The sequence below is a fragment of the Rhodococcus erythropolis NBRC 15567 genome (assembly GCF_001552595.1).
Lineage (GTDB): Bacteria > Actinomycetota > Actinomycetes > Mycobacteriales > Mycobacteriaceae > Rhodococcus_F > Rhodococcus_F erythropolis.
Genome location: NZ_BCRM01000012.1, coordinates 118,533 through 132,394, shown reverse-complemented (window position 1 = coordinate 132,394; position 13,862 = coordinate 118,533). Strand labels below are relative to the sequence as shown.

The window sequence follows — 13,862 nt, the reverse complement described above, 5'->3', positions numbered from 1 at the left end:
CCTAAATGACCATCGCACGAGGCCGCGGCGATCAGTTCCTGCTGAAGAGCCGCAAAGTTGCCAGAATTCCAGTGAACGCGTTGGACCGCGCGGGCGAGCAGATGTCGTTCTACGCGCGCGCCATCGCATGGACCCCGCGCACACTGCATCGGTACCGGAAGGAGACGCTTCGGCTGCTCGCCGAAGTAACCTTCGGTAGCGGCGCGCTCGCAGTCATCGGCGGAACGATCGGTGTCATCGCGATGATGTCGGGATTCACCGGTGTCGTCGTCGGTCTGCAGGGCTTCGCCGCTCTGGAGCAGTTGGGTAGCTCGGTCCTGACCGGCTTCCTGTCCGCATACGTCAACACCCGTGAGATCGCTCCGATCGTTGCGGCTCTTGCGCTCTCGGCCACGGTGGGTTGTGGTTTCACCGCTCAACTCGGCGCTATGCGAATCTCCGAAGAGATCGATGCACTGGAGGTCATGGCAGTTCCGTCAGTGCCGTTCCTGGTCACGACCCGCATGATCGCCGGCTTCGTCGCCGTCATCCCGCTGTACATCGTGGGTCTGCTTGCGGCGTACCTCGCGTCGCGAGTGATCAGTACCGTGTTCAACGGGCAGTCGACGGGCTCGTACGACCACTACTTCAATCTGTTCCTGCCACCGCAGGACGTGCTGTATTCGTTTGCGAAAGTCCTGGTCTTCGCCTTCGTGCTGATCCTGATCCACTGCTATTACGGGTTCCATGCCTCGGGTGGTCCCGCAGGCGTCGGCGTGGCCGTCGGCCGCGCTGTTCGCGCCGCAATCGTCACGATCGCCGTTCTCGACTTCTTCCTCAGCCTCGCAATCTGGGGCACCACGACGACAGTGAGGGTGGCCGGATGATCGAGGCTCCGTCAGTCCTGCGCCGCCGTGTGCTCGGACTCGTGTTCTTCGTGGTGTTGGCATTGTTCCTGGCCTTCACCATCGGAACCTTCAACAAGACGTTCAAGGACGTCGTGAAGATCGACCTCGTCACCGACACCGTCGGAAATGCATTGCCACCCAACGCGGACGTCAAGGTTCGTGGTCTGCTGGTCGGCGAGGTGCGATCCGCGTCGACAAAAGACGGCCAGGTCACCTCGGTCCTCGCGATCGAACCGGACAAGGCTGATCTGATTCCGTCGAACGTGACGGCACGTCTGCTCCCGAAGACGCTTTTCGGTGAGCGATACGTCTCCCTGATCATTCCGGAGGGAACCACCGCTGCGCCGATTTCCGCGGGAACGGTGATCCAGCAGGACAAGAGCGGAAACGCTGTCGAGGTCGGCGACGTTCTGGACGGACTGCTCCCACTTCTGCAGGCGATTCCGCCGCAGGATCTGGCGAACACTCTCGGTTCTCTCGCGCAGGGTCTGACGGGACGCGGCGCTGAGCTCGGTCTGACGGTCGATCGTCTCGAGGAGATCTTCCGCGGCGTCAACACCGAGCTGCCCGCGGTGCAAGAGGATCTGCGCAAGTTCGCGGACTTCTCCCAGACGTACTCGGACGCTGCGCCCGATCTGATCAACGCTCTCGACAATCTGCGGACCACGGGTAACACGGTGGTTCAGAAGCAGGACCAGTTGCGGACTCTGCTGGCGTCGCTCACCGTGACATCGTCGGACACCGCAGCCTTCCTCGAAGCGAACTCGTCCTCGATCATCACGCTCGCTGCGGATTCGAAGGAAGCTCTCCAGCTTCTGGCTCAGTACTCACCGACGTTCGGGTGCACGTTCAAGGGCTTCTCGGACACCGCCCCGGAAGCTGCCAAGATCCTGTCCACCGACGCGCCCAATCCTGGTGTGCGTGCGAGTATTCAGATCGTGAACCCCAAGGGTCGCTACCTGCCCAACCAGGACGAGCCACGGCTCGTCGACAACCGCGGCCCGGTTTGCTACGACAACGTCACCGAGCCAGGTCGTCCGTTCCCGCAGTACCCCGGTGGTTCGTACGGTGACGGTTCCTACCAGGTTCCTTCCCGCAATCCCGGTCCCGCCACCATGGAATTCCTGCCTGCACCCGAGGGCTCCGGACCTCAGTTGTTCTCGACCAACAACAGCGGCCCTGCTCAGCAGGCCGGCTACGCGGGCTCGAAACTCGAAGAGGATACGTTGAAGGTGATCTACGGACAGGCCAACGGTGTTGCGCCGGACGATGTTCCGGCGTGGACCACGATGGTCAGTGCTCCGGCATTTTCCGGTACGGAGGTGAGCGTCCAATGAGAGGACTCGCAGCTCCACTGACAAAGCTCATCATCTTCGTGGTGGTCACCGTCCTGGCAACAGGATTGCTGGCCGCCAGCATCGCCAACCTCGGCGGCGGCGGAGGCACCAAGTTCAACGCCGTCTTCTCCGACGTCACTTCGCTGAACGAGGGTGACGAGGTGCGCATCGCCGGTGTTCGTGTCGGACAGGTCGAGAAGATCGCGATCGTCAACGACAACCAGGCCGAGGTGCAGTTCTCGGTGTCCGACCGTGATTGGTTGCCTGCCAGTTCCATCGCCACGATCCGGTTCCGCAACCTGGTCGGGCAGCGATACATTTCGCTCTCGCAAGGTGAAGGCAGCCAGGGACAGAAGATCACCGGCGGCGATACCCTGCCGTTGGCGCAGACTCGCCCGGCAGTCAATCTCACGACGCTGTTCAACGGATTCAAGCCGCTCTTCACCACCCTGAGCGCTGACGACGTCAACAAGCTGTCCTACCAGATCATCCAGGTCTTCCAGGGGGAGTCCGGCACCATCAGCGAACTCGTCCGCAACACAGCGAGTTTGACCAACACCGTCGCGGACAAGGACGCCGTCATCGGGGCGGTGATCAAGAACCTCAACGACGTTCTCGACACCGTCAACGCGAACGACAAGAACCTCGATTCGCTGATCGTCAACACCCAGCAACTCGTCACCGGGTTGGCCAACGAGCGCGGTGTCGTCGGTTCGGCCGTCACCTCACTCGCCGGGTTGACCGATGCCACGGCAGATCTGCTCGAGCCGACGCGGCCGTCGATTCAGGGCTCGATCACGGCGCTCAACACGCTGGCGACCACACTCAACCGTCGTAGTGACGACGTGAACGCGGTGCTCGAGACCTTGCCGGTCAAGCTCGACAAGCTCGCTCGCGTAGCCAGTTACGGTTCCTGGTTCCAGTTCTACCTGTGCGGAATCGACATCGTTGCCGGTCCAGGACAGTCTGCCTCGCTGAATCTGCCCACCGGCCTGCCGACGGTCAATCAGCCGATTTACACCAACGCGGCCACGCGATGCACTCAAGACGGTATGAGGGAGTTGCAAGGTCGATGAGTAAACGTCGCAGTCCGGCAATGGCCGGAGCCATCGGTATCTTCGTGGTGCTGTTGGCCACTTTGTCCGCGTTCTTCCTCGATTCGCTTCCGTTCGTGGGAGCAGGCTCGTCCTACTCCGCCGAGTTCTCCGAAGCTGCGGGTCTCAAGCCTGGCAACGAGGTTCGTATCGCCGGCGTGAAGGTCGGCAAGGTCACTTCCGTCGATCTCGACGGTGACCGTGTTCTCGTCGACTTCAAGGTCAGTGACGCGTGGGTGGGAGATCAAACCTCTGCGTCCATTCAGATCAAGACGATTCTGGGACAGAAGTACCTCGCACTCGATCCGCGCGGAACCGACAACCTCGATCCCAAGGACCGGATTCCGCTCGAGCGCACCACCTCTCCGTACGACGTCGTTCAGGCCTTCTCGGCAGCGGCGGACACCGTCGGCGACATCGACACCGACCAGTTGGCGAAGAGCATGGAGACGTTGTCCCAGGCATTCTCCGAGACACCTGGCGATGTCCGCGCTTCGCTCGACGGTGTCAGCCGGCTGTCGCAGACGATCGCGAGCCGCGATCAGGACCTGCAGAAGCTCTTCGCCGCCACCGGGAAGACGTCGCAGATTCTTGCGGATCGCAACAAGGAATTCACCCAGCTGATCCGTGACGGCGGACTTCTGGTGCAGGAACTCAACAATCGCCAGCAAGCGATTTCGCAGCTGCTCACCGGAACTCAGCGCGTCTCTCAGCAGCTCACCGGTCTCGTTCGTGACAACGAGGCGGCAATCGGGCCGGCGCTGACGCAGCTCAACGGCGTCATCGACATCTTGAAGGCCAACAACGAGAACTTGGACAAGGCACTGAAGCTCTACGAACCCTTCATTCGCTTGTACGCCAACGTGGTCGGCAACGGCCGTTGGTTCGACCAGGTCGTCGTGAACCTCCTTCCGCCGGGTCTGCCGGATATTCCGGGCTACCGTGACCCCGTTCGTACGTTGGGAGGCAACTGATGGCTGATACTGCCGAAGCCGGAAGCGGCTCCAAGAAGCGCTCGGTCGCGATCATCGCCGCTGTTCTGATCGGGTTACTCGTAATCGGTGGCGCGCTGTGGTGGGTGTTCACTCGCGCCGGTACCACCAAGATCACCGCCTACTTCGACAAGTCGGTGGGTATCTACGACGGTTCCGACGTTCGTGTTCTCGGTGTCAAGGTCGGCACCGTCGAATCCGTCGAACCTCAGGGAGATCAGGTCAAGGTCGAGTTGCGCGTCGATCGTGGGATCGACATCCCCGCCGGTGCCAGTGCCGCTCAGATCACGCCTTCGGTGGTTGCCGACCGCTACATCCAGCTGACACCGGTCTTCACCGGCGGCGACAAGATGGCCAGCGGTGCAGTCATTCCTATCGAGAAGACGGCGACGCCCGTCGAGGTCGACCAGTTGTACTCCAGCATCGACGAACTCGCGTCGGCGCTCGGTCCTGAAGGTGCCAACAAGAACGGAGCACTGTCCGATTTCGTAGAGACAGGTGCGGCCAACCTCGAGGGCAACGGTGAAGCGTTGGGAGACAGCATCACCAACCTCTCGGATGCCGCACGGACGCTCAACGATTCGCGTGACAACATCTCGCTCACCATCAAGAACCTGGATACTTTCGTGGGCGCTCTCGCGGCCAACGATCAGCAGGTGCGCCAGTTCAACACTCAGTTGTCGGACCTGACCGGATTCTTGGCAGGTGAGCGCGACGATCTCGGTGCCGCTCTGAACCAGCTCTCGATTGCTCTCGGCGACGTCGCGAAGTTCGTGGCAGACAACCGTGATCAACTGGTCCAGACAACCGAGGGTCTCGTCGAACCGACACAGACATTGGCGAACAACAAGGAAGCCCTGGCCAACACGCTCACCATGCTTCCGTTGGCGATCTCCAACCTGGTCAACTCGTACGACGCCGAATCAGGTGTGCTGGCTTCACGTCTGGCGTTCCCTGATCTTCAGAACCCGGCCGGCGTGCTCTGCAAGTTGATGGACCTCGGCAAGCTGTTGCCCGGTGATCCTCGGTTCGAGGCATTGGGAAGGCAGATGCAACCGGCTATCGACCAGTGCGCAAACGTCGCGGCGATGACCGACGCAGCCAATCAGGCTGCAGGCCTGAACCTTCCCTTCGGCATCCTTGCCGGTTCCGAACGACAGATGCAGGTAGTTCCGGGCACTGTGCCCGGCGTCGTGTCACCGCGACTGACCAGTGGAAACGGGGAGGGCGAGTGAAGCGTTCATTGATAGTCGGCGCCGGACTGTGCGCCGTCCTGATCTCGGCAACAGCCTGCTCGTCCGAGGGAATCTACGCGGTTCCGCTTCCCGGCGGTCCCGATGTGGGTTCCGATCCGATGCACTTGACCATTCAGTTCGACGATGTCTTGGACCTTGTTCCGCAGTCCGCTGTGAAGGTCGACGGTGTTCCGGTCGGTCGAGTCGACGACGTGTCGGTCGGACCGGACGGATGGACCGCGGACGTCGGAATCATCCTCGACTCGTCGGTTGATCTACCCGCCAACGCAATTGCCGCGGTCGAGCAGACCAACCTGCTCGGCGAGAAGTTCATCCAGTTGTCGGCCCCGCCATCCGGACCGGACTCTGCGAAGCTGGCCGACGGAGACCTGATTCCGCTCGATCGCACTCGCCACGCCACGGAGATCGAGCAGGTTCTCGGCGCATTGTCGCTGCTGCTCAACGGCGGCGGTGTGGGCCAGTTGCAACCCATCGTCGAAGAACTCGGGGCCGCATTCGACGGTCGCGAGGGCAAGACGAGAAGTCTTCTGGAGCAGGCGAACACACTCATCGGTGGACTCAACGAACAGCGTGACGACATCACCCGCGCGCTCGACGGCCTGGATGTGCTCTCGACCCGCGTCAACGATCAGAACGAGAAGATCGGGAAGATTCTCGAGGAACTCCCCGTTGCGACACAGGTTCTCAACGAGCAGCGCCCGCAGCTGACGCAGATGCTTGCTCAGGTGGATCGACTCGGAACAGTGGGAACCGACGTCCTCACGCAGTCCAAGGACGATCTGATCGCTGATCTTCAGGCTCTGCGTCCAACGCTGCAGGCGCTCGCAGACTCCGGTGACGACTTCGTCGGGGCACTTCCTTTCCTTCCGACGTTCCCGTTCCCGGACGGTGTCGAGAAGATTGCGCAGGGTGGTTCCGTGAACCTCTTCCTGAGCGTCGACTTGCAGATCGGCAACACTCTCTCGGGTCTCGGTGTCGGACAGGGTGAACCGGAATACCGTCAGCCGAAGTTCGGCAATCCCAAGCCGGTAGTCGATCCGTCCAACCCGTACTACAACGGAAACGGACCGCGGCCGGGTTGGCCGACGGTGTCGCTGCTGCCGATCGCTCCGATCCTGCCGCAGATCCCCGTCGTCGCCGGTCTACCCGCCACCACCGCCGGTGACCCGGCAACACCGGCTCCGGCAGCGGACCCACTCAACCCCATCCAGGGAATGCTGGAACAGTTCGGAATCGGTGGTGATGGACAGTGAGATCAGCTCTGGTCAGATGGCAGCTCGTCGGCTTCGTGGTGGTCGCGCTTCTGGGTCTCATCTACGTCGGCGCCAAGTACGTGCGTCTGGACAACCTCATGGGGTTCGGTCAGTACACGGTCAAGACCGAATTGGCCACGTCCGGTGGAATTTTCACCAACGCCGAGGTGACGTATCGCGGTGTGCCGGTCGGTCGAGTGGGCGACATGTCGTTGACCGAGGACGGAATTCAGGTCGACCTGAAGATCGACAACAGTGCTCCGGAGATTCCCGCGTCGGCCCGTGCAGTCGTGGCCAACCGCTCCGCCATCGGTGAGCAGTACGTCGACCTTCAGCCCGATACCGATCAGGGACCGTTCCTCGCGGACGGCTCGGTGATCGCGGTGGGGGACACCACAACTCCGATCCCGATCGAGGATGTGCTGACCAGCGCCAACGGCTTGGTCAAGTCCGTGCCGGTCGACGCGCTCCACACCGTCGCCGTCGAACTCGGTGCCGCATTCAACGGCAAGGGCGAGGACATTCAGGTCCTGGCCGATTCGCTGTCCGGTCTCTCGCAGTCCGGGCTCGACACTCTGCCTCAGACGCTCGCGCTGATTCGGAACAGTGAGACGGTACTGACGACGCAGTCGGATCAGTCCTCCGCGATCAAGCAGTTCAGTACCGATCTCGATGCTGTCACGGCGCAGTTGCGGACCAGCGATCCGGACATCCGTCGCTTGATCGACAACGGCATCCCGGCCAGCGATCAGATCGGTGCCCTCATCAACGAGGCGGGCCCGAGCCTGACGACTGACCTGACCAATCTTGCCGCGACCACCAAGACGCTTGCACCCCGAACGATCGCGCTGCAGCCGTTCCTGATCTTCCTTCCCGGCCTGGCCGCTGCCGCACCGACGGTTGCTCCCGGCGACGGAACGGTCCATCAGGGCTTGGTGCTCGAGACCAACAATCCGCTCTCGTGCACGGTGGGTTACGAAGGCACCATGGCGATCCTGGACGAGATGAAGCGTCAGAATCCCAATTTCGACGACACCCAGCAGGACTTCCCGCTCAACACCGCCGCGTCGTGTGAGACGCCGCTGGGCAGCGAGACGGGCGTCCGCAGTGCCAACCGCGTGGTGTACGCCGATCCCGACACGATCCAGCCTTGGGACTTCAAGCCGAAGGTCGATCCGGACAAGTTGAACCTCAACCCGATCGCGACGCAGTTGGCGCCGTTGCTCGGAGTGACACCGAAGTAGACCGATCCGAATGTGGTCGAGTTTGTGCAGTTCAGGCTACTGAGTTGTGGCAGTTGACGATTCGCGGCCAGAGGCTGGGCAAAACAGGTAAGTAGGGTAGTGAGTGTGATTCAGAGAAACAGTTCCCCGCAGTCCGGCGGGCCCGAGCAAGTGGAATCGGGAGCGCCGACAACCGGTAGACCGAAGGGGCTGACAGCGTCTCTGATTGCGGTCGGTGTCTTGCTTCTGGCGGCAGTGGTTGCGCTCGGTGTGTTCGGCGTCCCGTACGTTCGGGCGCTCACCACCGACCGCACCACAGCCGAGATGCGTGACGACGCGCTGATCGGTGCGCAGCAAGTCGCGATCAACCTCAACAACGCGGATTCGGCCAATCTCGACCAGTCGATCGAGAACATGCGTTCTTCGGTGACCGGTGACGAGATGACGACGTATCTGCAGACCGTTCAGGATTCGATCACCGACGAGTTGCGTAACTCGGGTTCGAAGGCTGACACCGAAGTTGTGCAGTCCGCGCTGACCGAGCTCAATACCGATGACCGGACCGCCACGGCACTGGTCGTCGTTCGAGTCACCACGACCCAGGGCAACCAGTTCGTCAAGAATCAGCTCGGCATGCGGCTGGGCATGGTCGAGGTCGACGGGGTCTGGAAGGCGCAGTCCGCTGATCCGATCGGATCGCGGCTCGATCTCGGCTCGGGCACTCTGCCGGCTGCCGACGGCTCCCCGCCTGCTCCTGACGCAACGCCCGCACCCGGTTCGGGGACCGAAGCACCGGCATCCGGTGCTCCTGCACCGACAACCGAGGGTGGTGATTCCGGTGGCCAGTAGTTCGTCGAACCTGCACACCGACATCCCTCGAAGGAGAAGCGCGTAATGCCACCCAAACGTCGTACCGGCGGACCGTCCTCCCCTCAGAACCGTCGGCCGAAGATCGCTGGAAGCGCTCGTTCGCTCAACGTCCCCGCGGGGACGTCCGACTCGGACCCGGTCGAGCCCACGATCGAACAGCCGGAAGAAGAGACACAGGAGGCTGTGAAGCCGGAGGTTGCGAAGCCGGAGGTTGCGAAGCCGACGCTCACGAAGGCCGAGTCCGGAGACATCGAGCCGCCGAAGACGGAAACCGACGCTCCGGAATCCACACCAGGCCCCGATCTGACCAAACCGGCGAAAACCGACGCAGACGAGCCCAAGGCCCCTGCTACCCCGGAGACGGGCGCGGGGGAGTCGGCGACAACACCTACACAATCCAAGGCCGGTTGGCGCCTGGTCGCGATCCTGGGGGCCGCAGCGGTCATCGTCGCGATCCTCGCCGGCATCGCCTTCTTCAAAGTCGGCGCGAAGACGGACGACATCGCCTGGGTGGACGAAGGCGCCACGGCTGAGGTTCTTCGTGTGACGCCGTCGGCGTTGGCTGCAGTCTTCACGTTCTCTCCCGACACGTTCGACGCCGATTTCGACAAGGGTGTCCAGGGCCTGAACCAGTCGATGCGCGATCAGCTGACCCAGTACAAGGACACGCAGAAGGCCGGCGTCGAACAAACTCAGACGGCAACGACCGCTGATGTCCCGCTGATCGGGATCACACGACTCGAGAAGGACCGGGCACAGTTGCTCGCCCAACTGAACGTCAGCTCGACGCAGAACGGCGTGGCGGCAGACTCTCGCTCCGGAATGGTCATCGTGAGTCTGGAGAAGCAGGACGGAAACTGGCTGATCTCGGAGATTCGCGACCAGTAGCTCGGAGATTCGCGACCAGTACCAGCGCGAAGATCTGGACCGACGCACGATGTCGGTCCAGATTTTTCGTATGTGACGCCGTTGCTGGCTACACTTCCGGTGGCAGTGTTCGAATGCGCGTCACGAATGTTCGAATGCTGCGACACGCGCTCTCGCCCTTGACGGAGCGGTCCGCAAGGTCCACTCTGATCGGTGAACATGCACGGACGAGTGATCGGCAGTCTCACGTCAGTATCTGAATTCGACCCTCAGTTACACCCGACTCGACATTTCCAGAGTAAGGGTGTACTTTTGGACGTTGCGCTGGCTGCCTCCTGTCCACCCCTCGTCTCAACCGCTGCGAAGTCAAGTACTTCTTGCTTTCTGCGACGGGTTTCGTTCGGGTTGTAACCAGCGAAATTCGAAGCAGATACAGCGGCGGTCGCAACAGCACGGAGCGGCCCGCGTGAGGTGCTGGAAGGACGCATCTTGGCAGTCTCTAGCCAGACCAAGGCAGTTTCCGGAATCCCCGGAGCCCCGAAGAGGGTTTCGTTCGCGAAAGTTCGCGAACCCCTCGAAGTTCCCGGGCTTCTTGACGTACAGACAGATTCGTTCGAGTGGCTGATCGGCGCGCAGAGTTGGCGTGAACGAGCAGCGGCACTCGGCGACAATGCAGTGTCCGGTGGTCTCGAGGACATCCTCGCGGAGCTTTCTCCGATCGAGGATTTCAACGGCACTATGTCGCTGTCCTTCTCCGACCCTCGATTCGACGAGGTCAAGGCCTCGACGGACGAGTGCAAAGACAAGGACATGACCTACGCGGCGCCGTTGTTCGTCACCGCGGAGTTCATCAACAACAACACTGGTGAGATCAAGAGCCAGACGGTCTTCATGGGAGATTTCCCGATGATGACCGACAAGGGCACCTTCATCATCAACGGCACCGAGCGTGTGGTCGTCTCGCAGCTCGTGCGTTCCCCCGGTGTGTACTTCGACATGAGCGTCGACAAGAGCACCGAGAAGGATCTGCACAGCGTCAAGGTGATCCCGGGTCGCGGCGCATGGCTCGAGTTCGACGTCGACAAGCGCGACACCGTTGGTGTCCGTATCGACCGCAAGCGTCGTCAGCCTGTCACCGTTCTGCTCAAGGCACTCGGCTGGACCACCGAGCAGATCACGGAGCGCTTCGGCTTCTCCGAGATCCTCATGGCCACGCTGGAGAAGGACAACACCGCCGGCACCGATGAGGCGTTGCTCGACATCTACCGCAAGCTGCGTCCGGGCGAGCCCCCCACCAAGGAGAGCGCGCAGACCCTGCTGGAGAACCTGTTCTTCAAGGACAAGCGCTACGACCTCGCTCGCGTGGGTCGTTACAAGATCAACAAGAAGCTCGGCCTGAACGCGGGTCAGCCGATCGTTGCATCCACGCTCACCGAAGAAGACATCGTCGCCACCGTCGAGTACCTCGTGCGTCTGCACGCAGGTGACACCTCGATGACGGCTCCGGGCGGCGTCGAGGTTCCCGTCGAGGTCGACGACATCGACCACTTCGGCAACCGTCGTCTGCGTACCGTCGGCGAGCTCATCCAGAACCAGATCCGCGTGGGCCTGTCCCGCATGGAGCGTGTGGTTCGTGAGCGCATGACCACGCAGGACGTCGAGGCAATCACGCCTCAGACGCTGATCAACATCCGGCCCGTCGTCGCTGCGATCAGGGAGTTCTTCGGAACCTCCCAGCTGTCGCAGTTCATGGACCAGAACAACCCGCTGTCGGGGCTGACGCACAAGCGTCGTCTGTCCGCCCTCGGCCCGGGTGGTCTGTCCCGTGAGCGCGCCGGCCTCGAGGTTCGCGACGTTCACCCGTCGCACTACGGCCGCATGTGCCCGATCGAGACCCCGGAAGGCCCGAACATCGGCCTGATCGGTTCGCTGTCGGTCTACGCCCGCGTCAACCCGTTCGGTTTCATCGAGACCCCGTACCGTCGCGTCGTCGACGGACAGGTGACCGACGAGGTCGACTACCTGACCGCTGACGAAGAAGACCGCCACGTAGTCGCGCAGGCCAACTCGGCCATCGACCGCGAGGGTCGCTTCACCGACTCGAAGATTCTCGTCCGCCGTAAGGGTGGCGAGGTCGAGTTCGTCGCGTCCTCCGACATCGACTACATGGACGTTTCGCCGCGTCAGATGGTGTCCGTCGCAACCGCGATGATTCCGTTCCTCGAGCACGACGATGCAAACCGTGCCCTGATGGGCGCCAACATGCAGCGTCAGGCTGTCCCCCTGGTTCGCAGCGAGGCACCTCTCGTCGGAACCGGCATGGAGCTGCGTGCAGCTGTGGATGCCGGCGACGTCATCATCACCGAGAAGACCGGTGTCGTGGAGGAGATCTCCGCGGACTACGTCACGGTGATGGCTGACGACGGAAGCCGCAAGACGTACCGGATGCGCAAGTTCGCGCGTTCCAACCAGGGCACGTGCGCCAACCAGCGTCCGATCGTGGACGAGGGACAGCGTGTCGAGGCCGGCCAGGTTCTGGCCGACGGCCCTTGCACCGAGAACGGTGAGATGGCGCTGGGCAAGAACTTGCTCGTCGCGATCATGCCGTGGGAAGGCCACAACTACGAGGACGCGATCATTCTGTCGCAGCGTCTCGTGGAAGAGGACGTCCTGACCTCGATTCACATCGAGGAGCACGAGATCGATGCCCGCGACACCAAGCTCGGTGCCGAGGAAATCACTCGCGACATCCCGAACGTCTCCGACGAGGTCCTCGCCGACCTCGACGAGCGCGGCATCATCCGTATCGGTGCCGAGGTTCGTGACGGCGACGTGCTGGTCGGAAAGGTCACGCCGAAGGGCGAGACCGAGCTGACCCCCGAAGAGCGCCTCCTTCGCGCCATCTTTGGTGAGAAGGCTCGCGAGGTTCGTGACACGTCCCTCAAGGTTCCTCACGGTGAGACCGGCAAGGTCATCGGAATCCGCGTGTTCTCACGTGACGAAGACGACGATCTGCCTCCCGGTGTCAACGAGTTGGTCCGCGTCTACGTGGCACAGAAGCGCAAGATCCAGGACGGCGACAAGCTCGCCGGCCGCCACGGTAACAAGGGCGTCATCGGCAAGATCCTGCCGCAGGAAGACATGCCGTTCCTCTCGGACGGCACGCCTGTCGACATCATCTTGAACACGCACGGTGTCCCGCGTCGTATGAACATCGGTCAGGTCTTGGAGACCCACCTCGGGTGGATCGGCAAGACCGGCTGGAACATTCAGATCGCGTCCGACGGCACTCGTCCCGACTGGGCTGCGACCCTGCCGGAAGAGATGCTGTCCGCTCCGGCCGACTCGAACATCGCCACCCCGGTGTTCGACGGTGCGAAGGAAGACGAGCTCACCGGTCTCCTCGGCGCGACGCTGCCGAACCGTGACGGCGAGCAGATGGTCGGACCCGACGGAAAGGCCACCTTGTTCGACGGCCGCTCCGGCGAGCCGTTCCCGTACCCGGTCTCGGTCGGTTACATGTACATCATCAAGCTGCACCACTTGGTCGACGACAAGATCCACGCTCGTTCGACCGGTCCGTACTCGATGATCACGCAGCAGCCTCTCGGTGGTAAGGCCCAGTTCGGTGGCCAGCGCTTCGGTGAGATGGAGTGCTGGGCGATGCAGGCCTACGGCGCGGCTTACACGCTGCAGGAACTGCTGACCATCAAGTCGGACGACGTGGTCGGTCGAGTCAAGGTGTACGAAGCCATCGTCAAGGGCGAGAACATCCCCGAACCCGGCATCCCCGAGTCGTTCAAGGTGCTCCTCAAGGAGCTCCAGTCGCTCTGCCTCAACGTGGAGGTGCTGTCCTCGGACGGCGCGGCCATCACGATGGCGGACGGCGACGACGAGGACTTGGAGCGGGCCGCAGCGAACCTGGGCATCAACCTGTCCAGGAACGAAGCTGCGACGGTCGACGACCTCGCGAACTAGGTTTCGGTCCCCGGGTTGCTCTTGAAAGAGCGGCCCGGGGGCGTAGTTCACATTTGAATTGGCAGTCAGGTTGCCGGGTGACCGGCAACCGTAACCCCAACGGGG

Annotated in this window: 10 protein-coding genes; all 10 read left to right on the top strand. The window is 62.2% G+C overall.

Going from position 1 to position 13,862, the window contains the following annotated elements; translation table 11 throughout:
- The first annotated feature begins 5 nt into the window (after positions 1 to 5).
- Complete coding sequence (locus RE4_RS17775; protein WP_003941894.1) at positions 6 to 866, top strand: MlaE family ABC transporter permease; 861 nt, start codon at positions 6 to 8, stop codon at positions 864 to 866.
- Entirely contained in the window at positions 863 to 2,224 is a 1,362-nt protein-coding gene (locus RE4_RS17770) for an MCE family protein (RefSeq protein WP_060939058.1), read from the top strand. The genes RE4_RS17775 and RE4_RS17770 overlap by 4 nt, the downstream gene beginning before the upstream one ends.
- Positions 2,221 to 3,300, top strand: coding sequence for an MCE family protein (locus tag RE4_RS17765; protein ID WP_019744310.1), 1,080 nt, complete (start codon positions 2,221 to 2,223; stop codon positions 3,298 to 3,300). Before RE4_RS17770 ends, RE4_RS17765 begins: the two co-directional genes overlap by 4 nt.
- Positions 3,297 to 4,292, top strand: a complete 996-nt coding sequence (locus tag RE4_RS17760) for an MCE family protein (RefSeq protein WP_003942053.1) — start codon at positions 3,297 to 3,299, stop codon at positions 4,290 to 4,292. Before RE4_RS17765 ends, RE4_RS17760 begins: the two co-directional genes overlap by 4 nt.
- Positions 4,292 to 5,545, top strand: a complete 1,254-nt coding sequence (locus RE4_RS17755) for an MCE family protein (protein ID WP_003941941.1) — start codon at positions 4,292 to 4,294, stop codon at positions 5,543 to 5,545. The genes RE4_RS17760 and RE4_RS17755 overlap by 1 nt, the downstream gene beginning before the upstream one ends.
- Complete coding sequence (locus tag RE4_RS17750) at positions 5,542 to 6,819, top strand: MCE family protein (RefSeq protein ID WP_020906821.1); 1,278 nt, start codon at positions 5,542 to 5,544, stop codon at positions 6,817 to 6,819. The genes RE4_RS17755 and RE4_RS17750 overlap by 4 nt, the downstream gene beginning before the upstream one ends.
- Positions 6,816 to 8,063, top strand: a complete 1,248-nt coding sequence (locus tag RE4_RS17745) for an MCE family protein (RefSeq protein WP_019744308.1) — start codon at positions 6,816 to 6,818, stop codon at positions 8,061 to 8,063. Before RE4_RS17750 ends, RE4_RS17745 begins: the two co-directional genes overlap by 4 nt.
- A gap of 99 nt (positions 8,064 to 8,162) precedes the next feature.
- On the top strand, positions 8,163 to 8,891 hold the full coding sequence (locus tag RE4_RS17740; RefSeq protein ID WP_060939057.1) for a hypothetical protein: 729 nt from the start codon (positions 8,163 to 8,165) through the stop codon (positions 8,889 to 8,891).
- Positions 8,892 to 8,936: 45 nt separating this feature from the next.
- Complete coding sequence (locus tag RE4_RS17735) at positions 8,937 to 9,800, top strand: energy transducer TonB (RefSeq protein WP_046378227.1); 864 nt, start codon at positions 8,937 to 8,939, stop codon at positions 9,798 to 9,800.
- A 450-nt stretch (positions 9,801 to 10,250) separates the two neighbouring features.
- A complete protein-coding gene (gene rpoB / locus RE4_RS17730) occupies positions 10,251 to 13,757 on the top strand; it encodes a DNA-directed RNA polymerase subunit beta (RefSeq protein ID WP_019744305.1) in 3,507 nt (1,168 codons plus the stop codon).
- Positions 13,758 to 13,862: the final 105 nt, after the last annotated feature.

Bases quoted from the DNA above. Each gene is read 5' to 3' on its own strand.
- RE4_RS17765 (WP_019744310.1), top strand. From the start codon at position 2,221: ATGAGAGGACTCGCAGCTCCACTGACAAAGCTCATCATCTTCGTGGTG.
- RE4_RS17735 (WP_046378227.1), top strand. From the start codon at position 8,937: ATGCCACCCAAACGTCGTACCGGCGGACCGTCCTCCCCTCAGAACCGT.
- RE4_RS17755 (WP_003941941.1), top strand. From the start codon at position 4,292: ATGGCTGATACTGCCGAAGCCGGAAGCGGCTCCAAGAAGCGCTCGGTC.
- RE4_RS17760 (WP_003942053.1), top strand. From the start codon at position 3,297: ATGAGTAAACGTCGCAGTCCGGCAATGGCCGGAGCCATCGGTATCTTC.
- RE4_RS17770 (WP_060939058.1), top strand. From the start codon at position 863: ATGATCGAGGCTCCGTCAGTCCTGCGCCGCCGTGTGCTCGGACTCGTG.
- RE4_RS17775 (WP_003941894.1), top strand. From the start codon at position 6: ATGACCATCGCACGAGGCCGCGGCGATCAGTTCCTGCTGAAGAGCCGC.